Genomic DNA, 21,935 nt, shown 5'->3' with positions numbered 1-21,935 from the left:
TTCATAACTCCAATCTATTTTTCAACGCTTTTTCAGCATTTTTCAATTTATATCGAACAGTGGATGCAGGAATATCTATTATCTGAGAAATATCTTTAATTCTGAGTTCCTGATAATATCTCAAAATAATTATTTCCTTGTCTAAATCATCCAAAGAGTCCAATGCTTCCCATATGCTCATTTGCATTAACTTTTTATCTATGCCGCCATCATCATATTCTTCTTCCACTAATTTCAAATTCACATTTTGGGTTTTACGGATGTAATCCCTGATAGAATTTTTTGCAATAACATATAAATAGTTCTTCAGCCTACCATATTCTTTATATCTATCTATTTCCTTTATGAACTTTAAAAACACATCCTGAGTAATATCTTGAGCCACCTCCCTATTTCTCACATGATAAAAACAATATCTATATATACATTTATAGTTTTCTTGTATTAACGTCTCTATCTCACCCTCATCGAAGATAAGTTTTTTCACAAGCTTTTTTTCAAACACAAAAATTCTCCTAGTTTCATCTATCTTGTTCTCGTTTACTCCCTTTTATAAGGTATAACGTTTGAAAACAAGAAAAAAGCAACTTTTAATCAATTTTTTTATTTTTTGTAGAAAAATCCCAGGGGCTCATTCCCCTGGGACATCCACAAATTTGTATCCGACTCCCCACACGGTCTGGATATATTCTTTTGTTGTTACCTCCCGCAGCTTCTGGCGGATATTCCTGATGATACAGAACACCGCACTGCTTACATCCACAGGTTCCTCCTTCCAGACTGCCTGGTAGATCTGCTCTTTCGTGTAGACTCTACCCGGCTGACTGGCAAGGTACGCCAGGGTGTGAAATTCGTAATTCTCTGTCAGAGAAATTTCTTGCCCCTGATATGACGCCTGGTGGCGGAGTGAGTCAATACAGAGTCCAGAATACTCAAGAACCGGATCTGCATCCGGCAATGCCTGACCTCCATCCAGCCTTGCCAGGATCTGTTCCTTCACCAGACCGGAACTTTCTGTCGTGCGAAGTACCAGTTCAATCATACCTGCTTCGTACCGCCTTCCCCACGCCGCCAGAAATATTACGGTTTTTTCTTTATCCATGCTTCATCCCCCACGTTCCACCATATTTATTTCCCATATGCAGTTCTCCGCATTTTTGCCGGAATCTGTAGGATTATTGTACGACGGCTTTTTTTCTTTTGCCGTCGTCCGGCAGATTGCTTATTTTATATCTCGTTTTTTCATAATGATAATTCCAATACAAGTCAACAGCACTCCGTGTATTACAAAAATAGCTGCGACAACAGAAAACCATTCGGCCACCGTCATTACTTGCACTCTTTGGAACATTGCTACCGGCCAATACATCGAAATCACATAACTGTTCCAGATTGCATCTTCAATACGATGAACAATGTAAAATCCAAAAATCAGTAAAAACATATTTACTACACTGGAAATTACGCTGCTCCTAAACAAGAAACAGGTAAACACCAGAAAGCTCGCATAAGAGGCATGGAGTATGATTTGGCTAAAGAAGAAAAATAACAACTGTAATGTATTTATTTGAAGTAATCCATCAAGATTATGCCAAAGTATTTGACTGATTATAGTTCCGCTTATACCCGCAATTACAACATATAGAGTGGCAGCAAATGCACAAGTTATCATTTTGGACAAATAGTATTGAATTCTCGAAATTCCTTTTGAAATATAGTAATGAACAGCGCCACTCATAAAATCATCCGAAGCAAATACCACACAGAAAATCAAAACGGGAAGCCCAGTGCTGTAATTCTGGAATAGGATACTATAATACTGGAATAGAGGCATTCCGTTAGCAACTGTTTCGGCTTTCATGCTCTCAAACACAGCATAAAACAGTACCGAGCAAATAGTTAAGGCAGCCCCCGCCCAAAATATCATATTGTGAAATAATTTGTAAATCTGGGACCGCAGCAGATTAGTCATTTTTCTCACCTCCTCACTATAATCGAATTAAAGTAATCCTCCAAACTATCCTCATAGATTGTTGACTCGAAAAGAACAAGGCCATTCTGTATTAAAGTCTTATTGACAACTTCTGATTGTCCAACATACTCCTTTAAGGAAATTGTATATGGTGTCAAAATTTTATATTTCGTAATGCCCAACTGTGCTTGTAGAACATTGATTGCCTTATCAGCACAGTCAGTTCGGATGATCAAGTGTCGCTCGCATTGAGCCATTAAATCATCTGTGGACAATTCTGAAACAAGAGAACCTTTGTGAATAATCCCATATCTGGTAGCTATTTTGGATAATTCGCCTAAAATGTGACTTGAAATCAAAAGCGTTATATTTTGCTCTCGGTTTAACTGCACGAACAAATTACGCAGCTCTTGTATTCCAACAGGGTCTAACCCGTTAATTGGCTCGTCCAAAATCAAGAACTGAGGATTGCCCAAAAGGGCAACTGCAATCGCCAAGCGTTGTTTCATGCCCAACGAAAAATCTCCGACACGCTTTCTTCCGGTGTCCGCCAACCCCATGAGAGACAATACTTTGTCTGTACTTTTGGTATTTTTTACACCGAAAGCATGACGGAAGATTTCAAGATTTTCTCTTGCGGTCATATTTTTATACAGAGCGGGATTTTCAATCGTGCAACCAATATGGTGCCTTCCGGCCTGCAAATTTTCCTGCCCAAATAACCTGATTGTGCCAGATGTGGGTGATGCAAGTCCTGCAACCATACGCATAAAAGTTGTTTTTCCCGCCCCATTTTCACCAATGAAGCCGTATATATCGCCTTGCTGAATATTCATGCTAACACGATTGACCGCAGCGGTATGAGCAAATTCTTTACACAATTCTTTTGTTTGCAAAATATATTGCGGCATCAAGACACTTCCTTTCCTGTTTATTTAGTGGCTACAGTGTATCCTACTGGCTTGGAATTGAAGTGCGTTTGATGTGAAATCCGTGTAAAATAATAAAGCCCTGCTCCCAAAAGGAAAGCAAGGCTTTGATTGGCTTATTTGTTTGCAATCGGAAATTGAAAATAAAACTCCACTCCATCAGTATGATTGATAGCTCCAAATGGAACTTGATATATGGTCAATATTTGAGAGACAATGGCGAGGCCAAGACCATTACCACTTTGTCCCGTCCATTTCCCCCGATAAAACTTTGACCAAATTTGGGAGAGCTCCTGTTCTGGAATAGTATTTCCCTGATTGAAAACAGAAAAATAGATTGTCTGATTTTCCTGCTTTACAGCTAAATGAATGTTTCCGTTTTCGCATACATATTTTTTTGCATTGCTGATTAAATTTTCAAGTACCTGTTCTATTCTACGCCGGTCCGCATAAACAATAATTTCCCGCTCTGGTAGTTCATAAGTAAAGCTGTATCTTTCACAAGGAACATCAAGCAATAACCGTCCGCCTACTTCCTCTGTCAGTTCTACAAAATCAAAAAGAGTTTCCTTTAGAACGGTGGTTCCGGCCTCTAATGCAGATAAGTCTAATAAGGAAATGATTGTATAATTCATTCTTTCAGTGGCGGCCAGAATGGCATCCATATACTTTCTGCGCTTCTCATTATCTATCTCATTTTTTAATCCTTCAGTATAAGCCTGTATTAAGCCAAGAGGCGTTTTCATTTCATGCGATAAAGAATCCACTAATTCCTTTCGTTGCTCTAACAGTATCCTTTCATGTTGAACATCTTTTTTTAACTGTTTGTTGGCTTTATTTAATTCGTCCAAAGCATTTTGTAAATTTGAAGCCAAAGTATTTAGGCTATTCGATAAACTGCCTAATTCATCATGAGACTGAATATCACACACCGTCATAAATTCAAGATTTGCAAGTTTCTGTGCAGTATCAGTAATGCTCCCCAGTGGAACCACAATGATGCGATGTAAGTAAATCTCTTGCAGCCATTCACCGCCAAGAAATAAAAGCAGCCAAATAAAAGGCAACAGGAATTTATACTCTATCGGTGCTATGAGGAACATAATAGGATACAAAACTGTAATAACAAACCGTATAGTTCTTGAGAAAACAAAGTATTTTTTCTCAACTGACTTAAATGAATTGCTCATGGTTTTACCTCAAACTTATAACCAGAACGAATTAGTGTCACAATATGACGCCCTTCGGTTCCTAACTTTTGACGGAGCGTTTTGATGTGTGAATCGACAGTTCGTGTATTTCCTTCAAAGTCAAATCCCCAAATACGGTTTAACAACTGCTCACGCGAGAACACTTGATTTTTATTCTGCAAGAACAAATGCAACAGTTCGTATTCTTTATGAGTAAGCTCAACTTCATTACCAGACACAATGACTGTATGAGCCGATGGATATAGCATTATTTCTCCCGCAGATAAAATGTCCTGTGAATTAGCCGTAGTTGCATGACGCAACCACGCATTGACTTTGGCTAACAGTATTTTGGGACTAAAGGGTTTGGTGACATAATCATCTGCACCATATTCATAGCCTTTGAGTTTGTCATTTTCCTCGCCTTTAGCAGTAAGAAAAATAATGGGTACATCGCATATATTCCGCGCAAATTTACATACAGTAAATCCATCTAATCGTGGCATCATAATATCTAAAATAATAAGATCAACCGTATTGTTTTCCAAAATGGAAAGTGCCTCTACTCCATCATTAGCTAAAATGCAAGAGTGTCCGCCTTGTTGCATAAAATCGACAATAATATTTTGCATATCTTTTTCATCTTCTGCTATTAAAAGTACAGCCATCTACATAGCCTCCTTGACTTGTTTTAATCTGCCGTCCACCGGATATTTAGTATTCCTGGGGATAAACCATAGTGTTGCCATTTTAACAGCGCCGGGGATACGGTTCGCAACGCAGTAATAATTTCTTTGACGAGCGGAAACGCCCCATCTTTCATTTGCCATTTTGAGCGTTATATAGTCTATATCTGAACCTCCGACATGAACCATTATATTTCTTCGTGTCAAAGAATACAAGAAACAGCGTATGAATTTTAAAACGGCCTGCATCTGCAGGCCGCCTTTGTTGATGGTATTCTGTTCAGTCTTTGCGCCGGATTACGGGAACCTGTTTTACCTTTTTGCCCTCTGTCCGCCGTTCCAGAGCAAACACCATGTCGCAGCTGCGCTCAGAATCCCACTATAAATAGTTTGGTTTTATTTGACACCCACTATATCTTGTGCTACTATAATCTTGTATTTGAGTTTTTGTGTCATCCCAAAATGGGAGTCTGGGCCATTCTCCCAGGACACATGCTGTTTAAGTTGGAAAATCGTGTCATTATAATGCCGTTTTTTACGGCACTGTAATGGCACTTTTTTTATTTTCACTATTATTTATTTTATCGCCCAAAGAGGCAGAAAGGAGAATTTCTATGCCAGCAATCATCTTTTTACCAGGGAGGCCAACAACGGATCCTCAGATCATGCAGGCAAAGAACAGCAACACAACCTACACGACTCTGGACATCTCCTGCCCCCAGAGGGGAGCAGACGGGAACAAAGAGACCGTATTCTATTCCTGCTATTTCAATTCATTTCTGGCAGACCGCCTGATGAAAGCAGGTGTTAAAAAAGGCACCGGACTGATTATCATTGGAGATCTGGAGCTGCATCCCTTCGTTCATCAGAAGGGGAAAAACCAGGGAAAAGCGAACTCCGGTCCCAGCGTGGTTGTCAAAGACTGGCAGTTTGCGCCCTTGACTTATGACGATGAAAACGGGACCAATCCCGGTGTACCCGGAGGCGTTCCTCAGAACGGCTACGGACAGCCCGGAGGAGCTCCTGTTCCCAATCAGCAGGGCGGATACCCGACACCTGCACAGGGCGGCTATCCACAGGCATCCGGTGCTCCTGCCGGCAATTATGCACCTGCAGGCGCCGCACCACAGAACCAGAATGGATATGCACGGGGCGGACAGGGAAGAACAAATGTTCCACAGGGGAACGTACCGCAGAACGGTTACAGACAGCCCCAGAACGGCTATGCTCCGAATCCTGGAAGCGCACCGAATTACGCACAGGGCAATCCAAACCAGCAGCCTTCCGGCGGCTATGCTCCTGGAAACGGGGCAGCTCCGGGAACACAGGGCGGCTATCCGGGAGATGGATTTACCCAGGTTACAGAACAGCAGGCAGAGACACTTCCCTTTGTCGCTTGATGCTGACGCACAAAAAATTTCATAAGGAACGATCCATGTAGAGAATTGCACCCGGAGACTACTCCGTACAGGCAGTTCTTTTTTTTGTGCCCGCACAGGATCCAGGAGAGCGCCGATCATCGGCTCTCCTGGGTGCGGCACAGCAAGTTTAGAAAGAAAGGAAGAATTTACATGAAAGCAAAGAAAGCCAGAACGATCAAAAAGACGTTACAGATCACCGTATTGTGCCTGTTTGCGGCGGCATTTCTGCTCCCAAAGGGAAGCCAGTCCTATCTGATGACTGGCATCGCTGCTGCAGGAGTCCTTGTTTCCCTGGCAATCCTTATCATCCCTCCGCTTGCTTCCGGACTCCGGAAATTGCGGATTCCGACTGGAAGGGCAACGGATACAGGAAACGGGAACTCAGATCTGGAAACCATCCTGATCCGGCAGATCAGCTACCAGATTACAGACACACTTCAGTCTGCTTTTCCGGAAGCCACCTGGGAATTTGCAGAACCCCTGCGTCTTTCCCACCTGCTGGATGGCGATGCGATCCGCTTATCTACCAGAAACACCGGTAATCATAACTTTGCAGAGGTGTCTATGGATGAATACGGTAGCCTGCATCTTCAGATGCTGACTGTCTCTGCGTTGAAACGGAAAGGCGACAAAGCCGCATCCCCGGATATCCCAAAGGTTGATCCTGCGTCCTGGTACTCCCTGATCGGGAAACCATTCCTTGTGGAAATGATCGGGAATTTACAGGCAAAAGGACACCAGAAGCTGTTCATTGGAGAACAGGGGGACGTTTATATCCTCAATGGGAAGGAGCCGGAAGTAAAAGGCAAGCTGGAGCATTTCCCGCCCAAAGCCTACTGGCCTGCACTCCTGCAGGTGTTTGCTGATGATGAACTGGAAGCGGCAGAGACGGAAAACGCAGTAGAGATCACCTGGGCATAAGGAGGAAAAGCAACGATGGCAAGTGGAAAATTAGTGGAGAGCTGGACCTTCCAGCGCACGCTCCCAGAACCTTTCAAAGACTATACGGATGACGCCGTGTTTAAGAATATCGCATCCAAATACTGTACCCAGCCGCAGAAGAGAAGCACCCTCCATGCGGCTACGCTGCAGGCCGTCCTGACCTATATGGAACTGGAGGAGCCCGCAGGCGGGAAGTCAGCAGAGGAACTGGGCGCAATCGGAAGCCAGACCAATACCTATACGGTGGCAGAATATCCCAGCCGTACCGGAGAACTTCATGTGGTGGTCTATAACCCTGCAAACGGGAAATTTATTGCCGGGAAGTACACGGTGCCGCCGGATACGGAAAACTCACCGGAAAAATATGTATTCAAAGATTCCGAGAATACAGGAACTGCTTTGTTATTCGCTCTGATGCCTACGTTTCTTTCCGATGAGGAGTTCAATGAGAAATACCAGCAGTTAAAGGAATACCGTGCAGCCGGTTATCCGGACATGGATGAGGCTGCAGAAACGGCGGCTGTCCTTTGTGACAATGCTTATCGCCGGATCCGATACAGTGACACGCTCCCAACGGGAGGGATCCGCACGGATATCGCTCCCAATGGTGTCATCCCGCTTTTGAAGCCGCTGGTTCTTCAAACGGGAACCTATGCGCCTACGGAAATCATCCACGGGGCTTTCCAGGTACTGAAACCCGGCAACACCTTTAAGAAGAAAGCCGAAGTCATAGCGAAAGCGGATTTTGTGGGACAGTATATCCTGTCACCTGCCCGTGTACTGACTCCGGAGGAGGAACTGACCGTCCCGGTACTGCCGGACTGGTATATCATCCCGAAGGAAGTCAAACGGATCTGTGAACACGCAAAAGTCACTACGGACACGGTACAGCCCATGCGGAACTTTCTCCTTCGTGGCCCTGCCGGTACGGGAAAAACGGAAGGAGCCAAAGCAGTTGCTTCCGGGCTTCATCTTCCTTACCGGTGCCTGACCTGCTCCGCAAATACAGAGGTATTTGATCTGCTCGGACAGATCCTGCCGGATGTGGACGGGAAACGCACTGCCCTGGAGCGGCAGTATCCGTCTTTCCAGGATATCATGCTGGATCCGGCAAGCGCTTATGAAAAGCTGACCGGGACCTACGATGAAAATGTTACAGAAGATCAGGTCTACAAGCAGCTCATTGATACCATTTTTGATGAAATGCACGAATACTATGCCTCCAGAACCAGCCAGCAGAATTTCCGCTATGTGGATACGCCGCTGGTGGAAGCAATACGGAACGGATACGCCTTAGAACTTCAGGAACCTACTGTCATTGCTAATCCAGGTGTACTGGTGGGGTTAAATTCCCTGCTGGACCGATGCAACAGTGTGTTCCTCCCCAACGGAGAGACGGTACAGCGGCATCCGGATACAGTGATTATTGTGACAACAAACAATGATTATGCCGGCTGCAAACCTTTAAACCAGTCCGTAATCTCCCGAATGAACCTGGTCGTTGACTTGGATGAACCGGATGAGGAGACACTGATGGAACGGGTGCTTGGCGTTACCGGCTGCAAAGAGAAAAAAACGGTTCAGACAATGGCACGGATCGTCCACTCCATCTCGGAATATTGTCGGGAAAACCTGATCACAGATGGATGCTGCGGTGTCCGGGAGCTGATTTCCTGGGTGCAGTCCTATATGGTCTGCGGCGATATCCGGGAGGCGGCCCATTACACCATCCTGCCTTCTGCTACGGCAGATGCCATCAGCCGTGCGGAGGTTGAGGAAAGCTGTCTGGATACTGTCCTGCCATCCTGAAAAGAAAGAAGGCGATCCAGTGGGTAAAACGCCTCTTACAGAACCAGAAATGTATGCACTTCTTGCAAAAAACCTGTCCTACTTACGCAAATCTCAGGGCGGGCTTTCCCAAAAAACTGTGGCACGGATCTTACACCTGCCGCCAAAAACCATTATGAATTACGAAAACTGCAGGGCCACTCCGCTTGCCTATGCTGTCCTGAAACTGGCAGATTATTACGGCTGCTCCGTGGAAGACCTGCTGACAAAAAATCTCACAGAAAGGAAATAGAATTTTGAACAGCAACCAGAAAAAATTAAAGCAGATGATCCGGGAAGAGGAAACTTCCATTACCGATCAGGAATTTTTTACGTCCTCTGCCTTCCATCAGTATCTGACCTCCCAGGCACGTGCTGCTACCGGGCGTTACTGCTACGGCCTGCAGGCACTGATTTCCTGGGACGAATCCGATGGTGCGGCACTGGCTTACACAGACTCTTATAAGATCTACCTGAATGCGGCAAACCATGTTACCCAGAGCTTTCCGTCCCGCTTTCTGCGGGCGCTGAGCCTGGTAGGGATGACCGGACATGAGACGGCACATCTTCTGTTTACGGATTTCACCACCCGGAACCTATACCTGACAAACCTGGGGAACGGCTCTTTTTACCCGGAAGATCCTTCCGTGGAACTGCCGGCTTATCAGAAAAACCAGACAGAGATCCTGGACACCCTGCAGGAAAAGGACAAGGCCGTATCTCTGACCTTGCAGACCTGTGCGGCTTCTCTTCAGAACATCCTGGAAGACATCTATATTGAAGCGAGGATGTGCGCTGCCTTTCCCGGCAGCTTCCGAAAGGGTATCCAGCTCAATAACCTGCGGATGCTGGAGCAGATCCCGGATCTTCACGAACAGCTCAGCCGGGATTACCAGCCGTTTACGATTGCAACCAACCTGCTTCTGGCCTATTGCCGGTCCGGCACCATCAGTAACCGCTACCACAGCGACAGCGAATATCTGGATGTGCTGACCGACGGCATGGAGTATATCGACACAGCGCTGGAGGCACCGTCAATCAGGGAACGGCTGACTGCGACAAACTGCCTGCTTGTCCTGTTCTGGGACTTTATCAAACCGCTGGTAGAAGAAATGCGGGAGAAGCTGGAACACCAGGATGAAACGGAAGCAACAGAGGAGCTTCAGGATCTTCTGGATCAGCAGATTGCGGGCGGCACGCCCATTCCTCTGGGAAAAGGTGGTGGGGAGGCAAAAAATATCCCTTCCGCCAAAGGAGGCGCAGGCACCGATCCGCAAGACGCAGATTTCTTTTCTTCCAAAGGCCGTCAGGAAAGCCTGAAGGAAGCGGAAAAAGTGATGGCGGAGGAAGGCGGGCGGATTGCCCTTGCCAAGACCAGCGCTATTTTAGACGGCAATGATCCGGGCGTAACCTACGCATCCCAGTATGCCGGCACCGGCTATGAGGATGCGGCATCAGATATTGCCCGTGTCTTAAATGAAGCCGCAACAGAAAAAGCGCAGGCAGCCTATGAACAGCAGCTAACAGAAGAATTACAGAAAGCAGCAAATGATATCCATTACGGAAATGCCCATGCCGGTATCCATGTGACCATTCATCGGGTACAGGACATCCCAGACCGGCTGATCCGGCAGTATGAGGAAGTTGCACCTCCTCTTCTCAGGGCTTCCAAGCGCCTGCAGAGTTCCATACTGCCCCTCTTAAAAGAGGAGGCGGAAGGCGGAAAGCAGAAGAACCTTCTGTATGGACGGCGGCTGGATATGCGCTCCTTCCATCACAAGGACGGTTCTTTCTTCATCCGGACCAGGCTCCCAGCCGATGAACAGCGGCTGGCAGTAGGGCTCCTGATTGACGAAAGCGGATCTATGGGCTGGGGTGACCGTATCACTCACGCCAGAAAGACAGCCATTGTCCTTTATGACTTCTGTGTCAGCCTGGGGATCCCGGTGACCATCTATGGCCATTCCACGGATTACCGGGGCGTAGCCCTCTATTCCTATGCGGAGTTTGACTCTGTGGACGAGAATGACCGCTACCGGCTGATGGATATGATAGACCGCAACGGCAACCGGGACGGCGCAGCGCTCCGCTTTGTTGCAGAGCATCTGGCGAAAAGACCGGAGAACCGGAAACTTCTGATCCTGATCTCCGACGGTCAGCCAGCCGATACCGGTTATCGCGGCACGGAGGCGGAAGCAGATCTCCGTGGGATCAAGCTGGAATACGCCAGACAGAATATCGTACTGTTTGCGGCAGCCATTGGCGAGGACAAGGATGCCATCCAGCGCATCTATCAGGAAGGGTTCCTGGACATTACCCGTCTGGACGATCTGCCGAAAAACCTGACGCTCCTCGTTAAACAGTACCTCAAATAATTCATAGAAAGAAGGGATAACTTATGAGCCAGTCTTATCAGAACCTGGCATCAGATCAGATCTGTAAAGTCCAGAATGACAAAAAACTGATTTCTTTTCATGACCGGCTGCGGGCCGCTTTGCCTGGCAGCTATGCACAGATACACGCCAAAGGAGAGTTCTCAGAGAACAACCATAAGGTTCGCTCCCTCATCGGCGTATCCATCCAGGATTATTCCAACGGCACCGGGGACCGCAACATCATCACCCGGTTCCATTTAAGCCCGGAGCAGGTGCAGTTTTTCCTCACCCGTCTTACCGCAGGCTTTCAGGAATATGAATGGAGTATCAGCAAGATCTTTGGGGAACCCGATCAGTACGGGTACTCCACCGCACAGCAGTTTTCCATTTCCAGGCACAGCCTGGCATCCGATGGCAGGGAAATGAAGAACCCGTGGCGGATCCAGATCATAAACGGAAGGGGGATCAAAGTACAGAATCGAAACGGCGGCTCCTATATGCAGTCCGGCAGCTTCCAGATGGACAAATCTGCCTTTATCCAGCTTACAGACATGGATCTCTACCTGCTCTTAAAGCGGGTGGATGCCTATGTGACCGAGTGGGAGCGCTGCATTGCCCCGCCGCTGATCTCAAACGGGAAAGAGATGCTCGCAAATCAGCAGGCCCAGCGCCAGCAGATGCAGCGGCAGCCTTACCCATACGCAGCATAGAAACACACGATACAGCCATGCAGGAAAGGAAGCGGAAGCCCCGCTTCTTTTTCTGTTCCGGCGGAAAAGAAAGGACGGTTTTTATGAGTATTGCCGTGATACGAAACATGGATACCCAGGGGCGCATCATCATCCCTGCGGATATCCGCAAAGAAACAGGCATCCGCAGCGGCAGCACCCTGGAGATTGCCACGGACGGGACAACCATCCGCATCCGGAAGTGTACGCCCCGGAATACCGGTTCCAAAGAACTTCGGGATTTCCTGGAGCCTCTCTATAAGAACATCCGCTGCGGGCTTGCCATCAGCAGCACTGACTGCATCCTGGCATCCAAAGGCTGCTATCTGCCAGAAGGCGCACAGATCACAGAGGAACTGCGCTCTCTTATCCAGGAGGGCAGAGAAATGTTTTCTCAATCAGGTCTCTGCCCGCCAGTTCCCGACTGCTCCCGGAAGGTTGCCGCACTGTTTCCGGTCACTTTAGCTCTGGCTTCTAAAAAAGCAGCGCTATTGCTGATCCCGGAGCCAGGACGGTGCTTATCGGGCGCCGAGTGTAACTGCACACGCCTGATAGCAAACATGATTACCCGGAAATACAAACCGAATGAATAGAAAGGACGAATGATTATGAAAGCATTGCACCCATTAACAGAAGAACAGAGAATTTTCGCAGAGAAGCACCATGATTTTATCTATCAGTATCTGAACGGACGCTGCCTGAATATCGAGGATTACTACGATACCGCTGTCTTTGGCTATCTGAAAGCCGTACAGGATTATCTGGAGAAACCGGAATTTCAGCAGTACCGCTTCTCCACCATCGCCCGCATCGCCATGCGGGATGCACTGGCAACGGAATGGAAAAAACAGAACCGGCCCATGCGCCGGGCTTATCTGGAGGAGTATCAGGAAGATACCGCTGAACTGGACGCTTTTCTTCCCACCCGGCAGGAACCTCTGGCAGAGGCAATGGATGACCGGAACCGCCTGCTGGCGCTTCTGGCTTATCTGACGCCGAAGGAGCGCCAGGTGGTCCATCTGCAGGCGGACGGCTACACCTACCACGAAATTGCCGAGATCTGTAATATTACATCCCACGGGGTACACAGCCGGTTCTACCGCCTCCGCAGAAAAGTACGGAGTCTGGATGGAATGGAGGTGTGACTCTTTTATGACGAATGAAAAAATCACGGCTATGCCAGTAAAAAAGACACAGATCCATCTGACCGCCACCCTCAGCCTGCCCCTGCGTCTGCATGAGCGGGCCTGGATCCTGACAGGCTCCCGGTCCCTGTCTACCTCTCTGGTCCAGCAGATCCTGGAGGTTTCACAGGACGGCGTCGTATTTGAAACTGAAAACACCGTTTACCATTTGACCTACGCACGCTGTCCGGCAGAGATTGAGGTGATGTGCGCTTGACTGACATTTATAACCTGGGGAGCAGCCTGCAAAAGCTGCTCTCCACCCTGAAGCTCAACCGGGAACGGGTTCCTCTGGAAACCTTAAAAAGCGTATACCGTGTTCCTTATGAGGAGCTGAAGGCACAGATCCGGGAAAGCGTCCAGGAATTTGTCCTTCTGGTCGCCTGCCGCCACCTTCTGATCAATCCGGAGTTCTCTCTGGAGGAGCAGACCGCCGTGGTGCAGGATGCCATTGACCGCTCCCGGATCCCAAAGGAAATCGGGAGAAGTATCACCAGGGACTATGACGTACCAAAGATCCACCGGATGGCACTGAAACTGCGGGAAGAGATTGAAACGGCACTCTGGCCCTATATTGACCGGGAAACCTGCCTGGTCGCTGACCTTGCGGATATTGAAAAAACGCCGGTCATCTATAATACTTTGACCAGACAGGTCTACCAGGAGGGGGAATGGAAGGATCATCCCCTGGATTTACGGGGAACGTTACTGATTTACAGGAAACAGGAGGATGCTGTGCTGCCAGGCGCAGCCCTCCTTCAGAAAGGAGAACAAACGCTATGATAATAGACAGAAATGAAACACCGCAGGAGCTTGCCTTTACACTGACCTTGCCACAGCTACGGCAAGCCCATGAAATTTACAAAAAGCACTGCTTTTTCCAGGATTTCATTGAGTGCTGCGAAGAACGGCGCACGGAAGAAACCGGGCTTTGCAACCTTCCCTATCAGACGCTGGAACATGAGACAGATATCCTGTGCAAAGCCTATGAACTGTATGAGAAACAGGCAGACATCAATGTTTCCTACCGTGTTACGATGGAGAACGTGATTGATCAAATCGAGAAACAGATTCTAAACGGTATACTGCGCCCGCATCCAGAACAGGCGCCCCGTGTGGTGCTGGTCATGGAGGACGGCATTGTTACCGCCTCGTATACAAACGCTCCCTTTATTCAGGCAGAAGTCATTAAACTGGACAAGGAATATGATTCCGCTGAAGAGCGGGAGGCAGTTTATGGAGCTTTAGAGCACAATCCGGAGCTGACCGAATGTGAGTGCCATATTACCTGGCCCGGACGTGAAAAGGAGGCCGCCTGATGACAAATGTTTGCAAGAATACACAAGGAAATACACCGATAAAGATTTATGTTTTACACGGGTATACGGACGGTCTGACAGATCCCATCGTCAGTACCGACTATGAGGAAGTGTACGCAGCAATGAAAGCTGCCTATGAAAGCGCCCTGGATGGAGTGGAACAAGAGGATTCCGACCGGGAATACAGTTTTCTGGATGGCTGGTCTGCTACTGCTGTTGTGCATGGCGACTGGATGGAATGGCAGATTGCGGAACTGGAGTTACAAGTCCCCAACGGACAGCCTGCATCCCAGGCTTGAGATTTCTGTCAGATCCGACAGAAAATCCCCTCTGTATCTTGTACCGGCAGTATGGTAAAATAGACTCATTGAGAATAAGAAGGAGCGATTTCCTATGAAGAACGAAGAACTGATCCGGCGTTTCCGGATTGAGCGGAAAAAATTTGACCGCTCCGGTATCTACGCCTATACCCAGCGGACGCTGGCTTACAACTCCAATAAAATCGAAGGCTCCACACTGAATGAGGAGCAGACCGCTTCTCTGTTTGACACCGGTATGCTGCCCCGCAATGATGATTATTACCGGGCCAAAGATGTAGAGGAAACCAACGGCCACTTCCTGATGTTCAATAAGATGATCGACACACTGGATGAGCCTTTAAGCGAGGAACTCATTAAGGCGTTCCATTTTGAGCTGAAAAGCGGTGTGTTTGAAGACCGTGCCAACGGCTATGCCATCGGGGATTATAAAGAGCGTCCAAATATGGTGGGAATGTATGAAACCGCCCTTCCAAAAGAAGTGCCGGAAAAAATGCGGGAACTTCTCGCCTGGTATCACGGAATCTCAGTCAAGACTCTTTCCGTCATGGCTCAGTTCCATGCCCGGTATGAGGCGCTGCATCCCTTCCAGGACGGTAACGGCAGAACCGGCAGGCTGATCCTGTTCCGGGAATGCTTAAAAGCAGATCTGACGCCGGTGGTCATTGAGGACAAGTTCCGGGGCAGATACATCGAAGGACTGAAGGAATACCGGGAAACCGGTAAGACTGGACTTCTGGAGGAACTGTTTATGGAAGAGCAGGAAGAATATGCTAAGAAAGTGGACTATTTTCTTGGCGAAGACTAAATGATTTTGAGCCGCCCTCACGGACGGCTCTTTTTTAAGTTCCCGGATCAAATTTGTATCCTACTCCCCAAACAGTCTGGATATATTCCTTATCTGTGCAGCTTTTCAGCTTTTGTCTGATACTGCTGATCATACACATGACCTTTGCATAGACACTGACAGGAATATCATCCCACACAGCTTCATATAGCTGTTCTCTGCTAAAAACCTGCCCTGGATGTCTAGCCAGAAATAGTATCATATCAAACTCATGATGCGTAAGATATATTTCTTTTCCTTCCACCAATATCCTGCGTTGATCTGGAAGAATAGAAAGTCCTGGAAAAGTGGTCGCATATCTCAAGTCTGATCTATATTCTTCCACCGTAATATGTTCTTTAATAACAGATAGAACTTGATGTAAAATAGTGGTTTCAGTATCTTTAAATTCAACAATCAGAAAATAACCGATGCTTTCACCTCCTATAAGCGCAACGGATCAAGTATCTTTACAAAGTATCTTTTCCTAAATTCTTAAGTCTCTCAACATCATCCAGATAAATGGAAACTTCTCCACATTCCGGGCAAATCGCTACTTTAGTTTTTTCCATCCTGCCACCAACCATCTTTGATATAATCAATTTACGCAACTCGATGTTTACAATAAGACCGTATCGCCAAAAAGCCGAATACAGGAATTTCAATCGCTGCTGAAATCAGAATAATGTAAGGTGTCCAAAAGCTCATATCTCCAACATACAAGAAATTGAAACCGTAAAGCTGATAGAGGAAGTTATTTTGCAGGCCAATACCAGAAGATGGTAAAATCGTGGAAAGCCATACGGAACTGCCCAATGCAGTATAAATGATGGTCGGTAAAAGCATAACGGCAAGTGAAATCAATAACGAACTTAACGAGTCCCTGCACTTTGCAGATAAAAATAGTGTGCAGCTAATACTTGCCAATACAGATAAAAGCCCGGCCAATACCAAAATCACTTGTAATTGCCCCAAATTGATATTGGGAAGATTTATGATGGAAAATAGCATTTGGAAAGATGTTTTCAAACACTCTGTCCCAAAAGCAAGGTTGATTATGGACAAATGGATCACCATACCCAAAATGAACACTACCACAAAAATACAGCCAGCAGCAAGTATTCTGGTAACAGCAAATTTCACACGTCCATTTTTTGTGCAGCGCATAATGCTGTCGCTTCCAGTTTGATACTCATTGGCAAATGTAGGTGCCGCAATCGCAACGCACAAAATGGAAAGAATGAAAATATACAACTCAATATAGTCAAAGGCATCCCGGCTCAAACCCGGATAAATCTGGAATGGTTTATCAACTTCGGAATATTTTTCTGTTGCAAATTCTTTCGCTGATGGATGATCTTCTTGTTCAAGGTTCATTATATCGTTCAGGTGGGACGCAAACTGTTCATAAAGGCTTTGCTCTACTACATCCGGGTCAATCTCCATTAGATCAGCACCTATGCCTGTATCGGGATCGGCAAAGGCTTCTGGTAAGCGGTCAAGAAGTGGACGGATAGCCGTAATATTTTCCGTATAAACATCCAACGGAATATCATCTGCTGTACCATATTCCTGCACATATTTCTGATATGTGCGTAAGGCATCTGCGACTTTCTCCGGTGTAACTTCTCCATAAATTTGCTGCCGGTATTCCCTCTTAAATTGAATAGCATCTAAGCCATTCAGTTCTATTACAGTACCGTTTTCGCCGGGACGGTTGATAGACTCAAAGCTGATGGGCAGATAAGCCATGATGACAGCCAGAAATAATGCTACTGCAAGCAATATCAAGGTACGGCGTGATTTCAAAATCCTTTTTACTTCTAAACAAAATAAGCGCATATCAATTTCCCTCCTTTGAAAGATCGGCTTGAGGGAATAGCCAGAGGTATAAATCCTCAAGGCGCGGTGATATGGTGATCGACCCCTCAATTTCGGATTTATCAGACAGATACCGTATAGATACTTGGTTGTTATCTTCCCCGCGCTGGTTGATTATTCGCAAGCGCATTTCATACTTGTCTAAATCTCTGGCCGGAATAGTGCAAGTCCAGACCTTTCCCTCGATCTGCTTCACCAGTTCGTCTGTTGTACCTACATCAACAATTTTTCCATCTTTCATAATCGCATTTCGTGTTGCAATATACTCAACGTCAGAAACAATGTGCGTGGAGATCAACACAATACGGTCATGGGAAAACTCGGAAATAAAATTACGAAAGCGTACCCGTTCTCCGGGGTCAAGTCCTGCGGTCGGTTCATCCATTACTAAAATTTTCGGATCGTTCAACATGGCTTGGGCAATGCCTACACGCCGTTTCATACCGCCAGATAGTTTTGCTATCTTTTTCCGCTTCACATCCGAAAGCGTAAGAATATCCAGCAGATGATTGATTTTCCTTGATGTTTCCCTTGCCGGAACATCCTTTAATGCTGCCATATATTCGAGATAGTCTTTGACCGTGAAATCACGAGAATATCCAAAATCCTGCGGCAAAAAGCCAAACAACTCTCGATAGGCTTTCCCCATTTCGTGAATGTCTTGGCCATCATAATAAATAGCCCCATTGGTTGGCACCATAATATCAGCAATCATCCGCATGAGAGTTGTTTTCCCTGCTCCGTTTGCACCGAGCAGGCCCCAAACTCCACTTGTCAGTGTCAGGCTTACATCATCGACAGCGGTTTTATCTTTGAACCGCTTACTTAAATGCTCAATTTTCAGTTCCATAATCATCACTCCTTTTCTTCCTCAAAAGCAGAGCCCCTGTTCAGTATCTATTCTACCGAACAGGGGCTTTGCAATCTCTAATTTTAATGTGGAATACTCCTAAGAAATTCCTAAGATTTGTTTGAAAGAGGCAGCGTTACCGTAAATGTAATTTCTTCCGCTTGGCTCTGTGCCGTGATTTCTCCGCCATGTAGGTTTACAATTTCCTTTGCAATCGAAAGACCTAAGCCAGCGCCGCCTGTATCGGATGTTCTGGCTTCATCCAAACGGCTGAATTTATCAAAGATTGTGCTTAATTGGTCTGCCAGAATAGTTGGCCCATGATTTTTGAAGATCACGACAGCATGATTGCCTTTCTTGCTCGCAGTTATGTTAATTTCAGTGTTTGGATAGCAGTAAGATGCTGCGTTTCTCAATAAATTGTTGAACACTCTGGCAAGTTTTTCTGGATCACCCGTGACGGTTAAACCATCCTGCATAGATATTTGGGTTGTATTTCCTTTTTCAGAGAGTGCGGGGTAGAAATCATCAATGACTTGGGATAGTAAGGCATACAGATCAACCGGCAGCTTTTTCACTTGAACGGTATTTGTATGATAACGTGTGATTTCAAAGAGTTCATTGATTAAAGTTTCCAATCGCTCCGATTTATCCAGTGCAATCCCGATATATTTTTCTTTCTGTTCCTCCGGCATATCGGGCGCTTCATTAAGTAGACTCAAATATCCGATTACAGTTGTTAAAGGTGTGCGAATATCGTGGGCCAAATACATCACCAACTCATTCTTCTTTGTTTCCGCCTCCTTTGCGGCCTGCTGGCTCAAAAGGACAGACATTTTAATCTGGTTCATCTGGCTTTCAACTTCCCGTAGTGGTTCAGACAGTTCAATCGCATGGTCGTTCTGCTCATAAACAATCTCCGTTGCGCCGATAACCTTGTTCAAGTATTCCCACGGCTTTTTCCAATAGAAATAAAAAATGCCTACAAAGCCAAAGATAAGATAAAGGGCAAAGATTACATCCAGCCGCTCTAAAATCCATGTGCTAATGGGCGACGGAAATAATGCTAAAACATAATCAGAAAGCAACATAACGACAAAACCAATTACCGTATATAAGGACAGAAGCAGGAACAGCCGCAACCGAAGCCGTTTTTCTATGGAATAGCAGTTATTCTTCAATGCTTTTCACCTCCATTAGTTTGCCGCAAGCAAGAGCAGCAGTCCTCCACCAACTATTACTGTTACAATCGCGGCTGAAATAATAATTACTTGGTCTACCCGTTTTTTGTTCCGAAACAGTCTGATTGCCGCTTTATATAGAATAATACCGAATAGACCGCCACAAATATTTGTAATGAGGTCTGTAATATCTGACCGGCCAATCGCTAAGACATACTGGCAGATTTCCAGTAGCAAACTTACCACGGAAATCAAAAGCAATTTCACGCCAAACCGACTTTTAGGAAGTAATAAACACAGATATATTCCAAAGGGCATAAAGATCAACACATTCTGTAAAACTTCTGTTGCGTGAAAAGTAACCTCATGCTCATAATAAAATGGAATTAGATTGATTTCCCTTACTCGATCTAAGTCGATGATAGAAAATTGCAGCTTAAATAAGATAATCCATATCAAGAGTGCCAGATATAATAAAAATAGAATTGGCACAGTATAATTTATCTTTTCTTTTTTCTTCATTTCAATCTCCAATCACGGGCGGGCTATATCTTATATCCAACACCCCATATCGTTTTAATGTATTGTGGTTTCTCTGTCGTGTCCTGCAATTTTTCTCTTAAATGCCGGACATGGACAGTGATTGTGCTGCTGTTTTTGCTGTAATATTCGTCTTTCCATACCAGATGAAACAAATCTTCAAGAGTGACAACAGTTCCTTGTCTTTCGAGCAAAATACGTAAAATAGAAAATTCCGTCGGGGTCAAAGATATAGGTGTCCCATTCAATTCACACTCATACGTTTGCGTGTCAAGCATTAGCTTTTTGTATGTGAGTTTGGGTGTAGAATGTTTCTCAATCTGTACTGGCGTGTATTTTTTATATCTTCGCAACTGGGCTTTCACTCTTGCAATCAATTCAAGCGGGCGAAAAGGTTTTGTTACATAATCGTCCGCTCCCAAAGTCAGACCTGTAATTTTATCTGTTTCCTCATCCTTTGCCGTCAACATAATAATGGGGTAGGTATATTTCTCCCGTATTTTCTGACAAAGAGAAAAGCCGTTAATGTCCGGCAGCATTATGTCAAGAATAGCCAAATCTATTTCTTGATTTTCAATGCACTCTAAGGCTTCTTTTGCCGAATAATATTTATAAACATCATAGTTTTCATTTCGCAGATAGACTTCTAATAAATCTGCAATATCGCGTTCATCGTCTACAACTAAGACTTTTTCAGCCATCTAATCCATTCCTCTCACAAAGTATAACTCTTTTATAGCATACCAATTTTCTCCCCTAAAATCCCAATGAATCACATCAGATTTTATTAAGATTTTCATAAGACCGTGAACATAGTTTTATTTACGCTTCACTAAAACAACCGCATCTGCTCATACTCTGCGTGCGCCTCTAACAGCACCGGCGTCTTATGCAGCAAATATTCTGTCGCCCCGTCATCCAGCACCCAGTCTTTCAGCTCCTCCGGCTCCAAGATCAGAGGCATCCGGTTATGGACCGGCGCCACGGAAGAGTTTGCCTCTGTTGTAATGATTACGAACCTTTCCTGATCCTCATACCAGTTATAGCACCCTGCCATGAAAAGAACCGGTGCGTCCTTCCTCTCGTATGAAAATTTCTCCTTGCTTTTATTCCACTCATAAAAGCCTTTAGCCGGAATGATGCAGCGCCTGTGCTGCACACTGTCCTGGAAGGTTCTGCGCTCCAGGACGCTTTCTGCCCTTGCATTGATTAGCAGTTTTCCTTTCTCAAACCCTGGAAAGCCCCATTTCATCTGTTCTGCAGCCAGATGATTTCCCTCCCCCTTTAGGATCATAGCATTTTGCGAAGGGAAGACATCCCCGGTGCGCTCTATCTGCAGTTTCCTATCCAGATCCCGCACCAGCTTCTCAATTTCCCTGGCAGTTTCGTCATCTACATAATACCTTCCGCACATCGGTTTTTTCTCCTTTCGCCTGCAGGCCTATATTCCTTCCCAACTGATCTTCCAGCAATTTTCCTCAAGATAATAATACAGCCGGAATAGATACTCTTGATTTCCCAGAACTGTACTGCACCGGTATTCCTGGATGGGGATGCCGCAGTAGTATTTCTTTTCCTGTGTCAGTACATGGATCTGACTGATCGTATGAAGCAGACCTTCATCATCCTGGTACTTGACCAATTTTGGCATGACGGATCCGGTGCTGGTAAACCAGACACCGCAGGCAATCTTTTCTAAATCCCTTTTCAGCTCCCCTTCATCGGGATTTTGTGTATTTGTACCTATCCCCATACTCATACTTCTTC

27 protein-coding genes are annotated in these 21,935 nt (G+C 45.9%); 13 read left to right on the top strand and 14 right to left on the bottom strand.

Features of this window, described 5'->3' with window-relative positions; translation table 11 throughout:
• Window position 1: 1 nt before the first annotated feature.
• The 6 genes from Selli1_RS10840 to Selli1_RS10815 form a co-directional block, all read right to left on the bottom strand.
• Window positions 2-505: an RNA polymerase sigma factor gene (locus Selli1_RS10840; RefSeq protein ID WP_157949571.1), complete on the bottom strand. Its 504-nt coding sequence runs from the start codon at window positions 503-505 to the stop codon at window positions 2-4.
• Window positions 506-631: 126 nt separating this feature from the next.
• A complete protein-coding gene (locus tag Selli1_RS10835) occupies window positions 632-1,102 on the bottom strand; it encodes a winged helix-turn-helix domain-containing protein (RefSeq protein WP_270643452.1) in 471 nt (156 codons plus the stop codon).
• A 120-nt stretch (window positions 1,103-1,222) separates the two neighbouring features.
• Window positions 1,223-1,972, bottom strand: a complete 750-nt coding sequence (locus Selli1_RS10830) for an ABC transporter permease (protein WP_106789426.1) — start codon at window positions 1,970-1,972, stop codon at window positions 1,223-1,225.
• A gap of 5 nt (window positions 1,973-1,977) precedes the next feature.
• Complete coding sequence (locus Selli1_RS10825; protein ID WP_106789425.1) at window positions 1,978-2,883, bottom strand: ATP-binding cassette domain-containing protein; 906 nt, start codon at window positions 2,881-2,883, stop codon at window positions 1,978-1,980.
• A gap of 134 nt (window positions 2,884-3,017) precedes the next feature.
• A complete protein-coding gene (locus tag Selli1_RS10820) occupies window positions 3,018-4,091 on the bottom strand; it encodes a sensor histidine kinase (protein ID WP_281845323.1) in 1,074 nt (357 codons plus the stop codon).
• Window positions 4,088-4,759: a response regulator transcription factor gene (locus Selli1_RS10815; protein WP_054352582.1), complete on the bottom strand. Its 672-nt coding sequence runs from the start codon at window positions 4,757-4,759 to the stop codon at window positions 4,088-4,090. Before Selli1_RS10815 ends, Selli1_RS10820 begins: the two co-directional genes overlap by 4 nt.
• 632 nt (window positions 4,760-5,391) lie before the next feature.
• Here Selli1_RS10815 and Selli1_RS10805 point away from each other — a divergent pair.
• The 13 genes from Selli1_RS10805 to Selli1_RS10745 all read left to right on the top strand — a co-directional run bounded on the left by Selli1_RS10805 (window position 5,392) and on the right by Selli1_RS10745 (window position 15,698).
• Complete coding sequence (locus Selli1_RS10805) at window positions 5,392-6,177, top strand: single-stranded DNA-binding protein (RefSeq protein ID WP_270645184.1); 786 nt, start codon at window positions 5,392-5,394, stop codon at window positions 6,175-6,177.
• Between the two features lie 171 nt (window positions 6,178-6,348).
• Window positions 6,349-7,119, top strand: coding sequence for a hypothetical protein (locus tag Selli1_RS10800; RefSeq protein ID WP_281872986.1), 771 nt, complete (start codon window positions 6,349-6,351; stop codon window positions 7,117-7,119).
• A 15-nt stretch (window positions 7,120-7,134) separates the two neighbouring features.
• Window positions 7,135-8,949 carry an AAA family ATPase gene (locus Selli1_RS10795; protein WP_270645185.1) on the top strand — a complete coding sequence of 605 codons (1,815 nt, stop codon included), beginning with the start codon at window positions 7,135-7,137 and terminating at the stop codon, window positions 8,947-8,949.
• A gap of 19 nt (window positions 8,950-8,968) precedes the next feature.
• Entirely contained in the window at window positions 8,969-9,220 is a 252-nt protein-coding gene (locus tag Selli1_RS10790) for a helix-turn-helix transcriptional regulator (protein WP_240577858.1), read from the top strand.
• Between the two features lie 4 nt (window positions 9,221-9,224).
• Entirely contained in the window at window positions 9,225-11,342 is a 2,118-nt protein-coding gene (locus Selli1_RS10785; protein ID WP_281872985.1) for a nitric oxide reductase activation protein NorD, read from the top strand.
• A gap of 23 nt (window positions 11,343-11,365) precedes the next feature.
• Entirely contained in the window at window positions 11,366-12,052 is a 687-nt protein-coding gene (locus Selli1_RS10780; RefSeq protein ID WP_281872983.1) for a hypothetical protein, read from the top strand.
• Window positions 12,053-12,135: 83 nt separating this feature from the next.
• Window positions 12,136-12,663 carry an AbrB/MazE/SpoVT family DNA-binding domain-containing protein gene (locus Selli1_RS10775; protein WP_270645188.1) on the top strand — a complete coding sequence of 176 codons (528 nt, stop codon included), beginning with the start codon at window positions 12,136-12,138 and terminating at the stop codon, window positions 12,661-12,663.
• Window positions 12,664-12,678: 15 nt separating this feature from the next.
• Window positions 12,679-13,215, top strand: coding sequence for a sigma-70 family RNA polymerase sigma factor (locus Selli1_RS10770; RefSeq protein ID WP_281872982.1), 537 nt, complete (start codon window positions 12,679-12,681; stop codon window positions 13,213-13,215).
• A gap of 7 nt (window positions 13,216-13,222) precedes the next feature.
• On the top strand, window positions 13,223-13,471 hold the full coding sequence (locus tag Selli1_RS10765) for a hypothetical protein (RefSeq protein WP_270645190.1): 249 nt from the start codon (window positions 13,223-13,225) through the stop codon (window positions 13,469-13,471).
• On the top strand, window positions 13,468-14,037 hold the full coding sequence (locus tag Selli1_RS10760) for a hypothetical protein (protein ID WP_281872981.1): 570 nt from the start codon (window positions 13,468-13,470) through the stop codon (window positions 14,035-14,037). The genes Selli1_RS10765 and Selli1_RS10760 overlap by 4 nt, the downstream gene beginning before the upstream one ends.
• On the top strand, window positions 14,034-14,573 hold the full coding sequence (locus Selli1_RS10755; RefSeq protein ID WP_281872980.1) for a hypothetical protein: 540 nt from the start codon (window positions 14,034-14,036) through the stop codon (window positions 14,571-14,573). The genes Selli1_RS10760 and Selli1_RS10755 overlap by 4 nt, the downstream gene beginning before the upstream one ends.
• Entirely contained in the window at window positions 14,573-14,872 is a 300-nt protein-coding gene (locus Selli1_RS10750; protein ID WP_281872979.1) for an SGNH/GDSL hydrolase family protein, read from the top strand. Before Selli1_RS10755 ends, Selli1_RS10750 begins: the two co-directional genes overlap by 1 nt.
• A gap of 94 nt (window positions 14,873-14,966) precedes the next feature.
• Complete coding sequence (locus Selli1_RS10745) at window positions 14,967-15,698, top strand: Fic family protein (protein WP_281872978.1); 732 nt, start codon at window positions 14,967-14,969, stop codon at window positions 15,696-15,698.
• A gap of 34 nt (window positions 15,699-15,732) precedes the next feature.
• On the opposite strand, the gene Selli1_RS10740 is transcribed toward Selli1_RS10745, so the two are convergent.
• From Selli1_RS10740 to Selli1_RS10705, 8 genes are all read right to left on the bottom strand, one after another.
• A complete protein-coding gene (locus Selli1_RS10740) occupies window positions 15,733-16,062 on the bottom strand; it encodes a winged helix-turn-helix domain-containing protein (protein ID WP_281872977.1) in 330 nt (109 codons plus the stop codon).
• A gap of 257 nt (window positions 16,063-16,319) precedes the next feature.
• Complete coding sequence (locus tag Selli1_RS10735; RefSeq protein ID WP_281872976.1) at window positions 16,320-17,558, bottom strand: ABC transporter permease subunit; 1,239 nt, start codon at window positions 17,556-17,558, stop codon at window positions 16,320-16,322.
• Between the two features lies 1 nt (window position 17,559).
• The gene (locus Selli1_RS10730; protein WP_281872975.1) at window positions 17,560-18,447 is read right to left on the bottom strand and encodes an ABC transporter ATP-binding protein; all 888 of its coding nucleotides are present in this window, start codon (window positions 18,445-18,447) and stop codon (window positions 17,560-17,562) included.
• 110 nt (window positions 18,448-18,557) lie between these two features.
• On the bottom strand, window positions 18,558-19,628 hold the full coding sequence (locus tag Selli1_RS10725; protein WP_281872974.1) for a sensor histidine kinase: 1,071 nt from the start codon (window positions 19,626-19,628) through the stop codon (window positions 18,558-18,560).
• Window positions 19,629-19,643: 15 nt separating this feature from the next.
• Window positions 19,644-20,150, bottom strand: a complete 507-nt coding sequence (locus tag Selli1_RS10720; RefSeq protein ID WP_281872973.1) for a VanZ family protein — start codon at window positions 20,148-20,150, stop codon at window positions 19,644-19,646.
• Window positions 20,151-20,173: 23 nt separating this feature from the next.
• Window positions 20,174-20,869, bottom strand: coding sequence for a VanR-ABDEGLN family response regulator transcription factor (gene vanR, locus Selli1_RS10715; protein WP_058963704.1), 696 nt, complete (start codon window positions 20,867-20,869; stop codon window positions 20,174-20,176).
• 131 nt (window positions 20,870-21,000) lie between these two features.
• Window positions 21,001-21,582: an SOS response-associated peptidase gene (locus tag Selli1_RS10710; RefSeq protein WP_281872972.1), complete on the bottom strand. Its 582-nt coding sequence runs from the start codon at window positions 21,580-21,582 to the stop codon at window positions 21,001-21,003.
• A gap of 27 nt (window positions 21,583-21,609) precedes the next feature.
• On the bottom strand, window positions 21,610-21,927 hold the full coding sequence (locus tag Selli1_RS10705; protein ID WP_106789412.1) for a hypothetical protein: 318 nt from the start codon (window positions 21,925-21,927) through the stop codon (window positions 21,610-21,612).
• Between the last annotated feature and the right edge of the window lie 8 nt (window positions 21,928-21,935).

Source organism: Sellimonas catena (assembly GCF_027924685.1).
Taxonomy (GTDB): Bacteria; Bacillota; Clostridia; order Lachnospirales; family Lachnospiraceae; genus Sellimonas; species Sellimonas catena.
Note: the sequence above shows the minus strand (reverse complement) of the source record. Positions and strands in the feature narration are given on the sequence as shown.

Excerpts from the sequence above, each read along its gene's own strand:
- Selli1_RS10710 (WP_281872972.1), bottom strand. The coding sequence starts at position 21,582 with ATGTGCGGAAGGTATTATGTAGATGACGAAACTGCCAGGGAAATTGAG.
- Selli1_RS10795 (WP_270645185.1), top strand. The coding sequence starts at position 7,135 with ATGGCAAGTGGAAAATTAGTGGAGAGCTGGACCTTCCAGCGCACGCTC.
- vanR (WP_058963704.1), bottom strand. The coding sequence starts at position 20,869 with ATGGCTGAAAAAGTCTTAGTTGTAGACGATGAACGCGATATTGCAGAT.
- Selli1_RS10805 (WP_270645184.1), top strand. The coding sequence starts at position 5,392 with ATGCCAGCAATCATCTTTTTACCAGGGAGGCCAACAACGGATCCTCAG.
- Selli1_RS10720 (WP_281872973.1), bottom strand. The coding sequence starts at position 20,150 with ATGAAGAAAAAAGAAAAGATAAATTATACTGTGCCAATTCTATTTTTA.
- Selli1_RS10775 (WP_270645188.1), top strand. The coding sequence starts at position 12,136 with ATGAGTATTGCCGTGATACGAAACATGGATACCCAGGGGCGCATCATC.
- Selli1_RS10750 (WP_281872979.1), top strand. The coding sequence starts at position 14,573 with ATGACAAATGTTTGCAAGAATACACAAGGAAATACACCGATAAAGATT.
- Selli1_RS10825 (WP_106789425.1), bottom strand. The coding sequence starts at position 2,883 with ATGCCGCAATATATTTTGCAAACAAAAGAATTGTGTAAAGAATTTGCT.
- Selli1_RS10755 (WP_281872980.1), top strand. The coding sequence starts at position 14,034 with ATGATAATAGACAGAAATGAAACACCGCAGGAGCTTGCCTTTACACTG.
- Selli1_RS10765 (WP_270645190.1), top strand. The coding sequence starts at position 13,223 with ATGACGAATGAAAAAATCACGGCTATGCCAGTAAAAAAGACACAGATC.
- Selli1_RS10745 (WP_281872978.1), top strand. The coding sequence starts at position 14,967 with ATGAAGAACGAAGAACTGATCCGGCGTTTCCGGATTGAGCGGAAAAAA.
- Selli1_RS10830 (WP_106789426.1), bottom strand. The coding sequence starts at position 1,972 with ATGACTAATCTGCTGCGGTCCCAGATTTACAAATTATTTCACAATATG.
- Selli1_RS10730 (WP_281872975.1), bottom strand. The coding sequence starts at position 18,447 with ATGGAACTGAAAATTGAGCATTTAAGTAAGCGGTTCAAAGATAAAACC.
- Selli1_RS10770 (WP_281872982.1), top strand. The coding sequence starts at position 12,679 with ATGAAAGCATTGCACCCATTAACAGAAGAACAGAGAATTTTCGCAGAG.
- Selli1_RS10800 (WP_281872986.1), top strand. The coding sequence starts at position 6,349 with ATGAAAGCAAAGAAAGCCAGAACGATCAAAAAGACGTTACAGATCACC.
- Selli1_RS10835 (WP_270643452.1), bottom strand. The coding sequence starts at position 1,102 with ATGGATAAAGAAAAAACCGTAATATTTCTGGCGGCGTGGGGAAGGCGG.
- Selli1_RS10780 (WP_281872983.1), top strand. The coding sequence starts at position 11,366 with ATGAGCCAGTCTTATCAGAACCTGGCATCAGATCAGATCTGTAAAGTC.
- Selli1_RS10705 (WP_106789412.1), bottom strand. The coding sequence starts at position 21,927 with ATGAGTATGGGGATAGGTACAAATACACAAAATCCCGATGAAGGGGAG.
- Selli1_RS10815 (WP_054352582.1), bottom strand. The coding sequence starts at position 4,759 with ATGGCTGTACTTTTAATAGCAGAAGATGAAAAAGATATGCAAAATATT.
- Selli1_RS10735 (WP_281872976.1), bottom strand. The coding sequence starts at position 17,558 with ATGCGCTTATTTTGTTTAGAAGTAAAAAGGATTTTGAAATCACGCCGT.
- Selli1_RS10820 (WP_281845323.1), bottom strand. The coding sequence starts at position 4,091 with ATGAGCAATTCATTTAAGTCAGTTGAGAAAAAATACTTTGTTTTCTCA.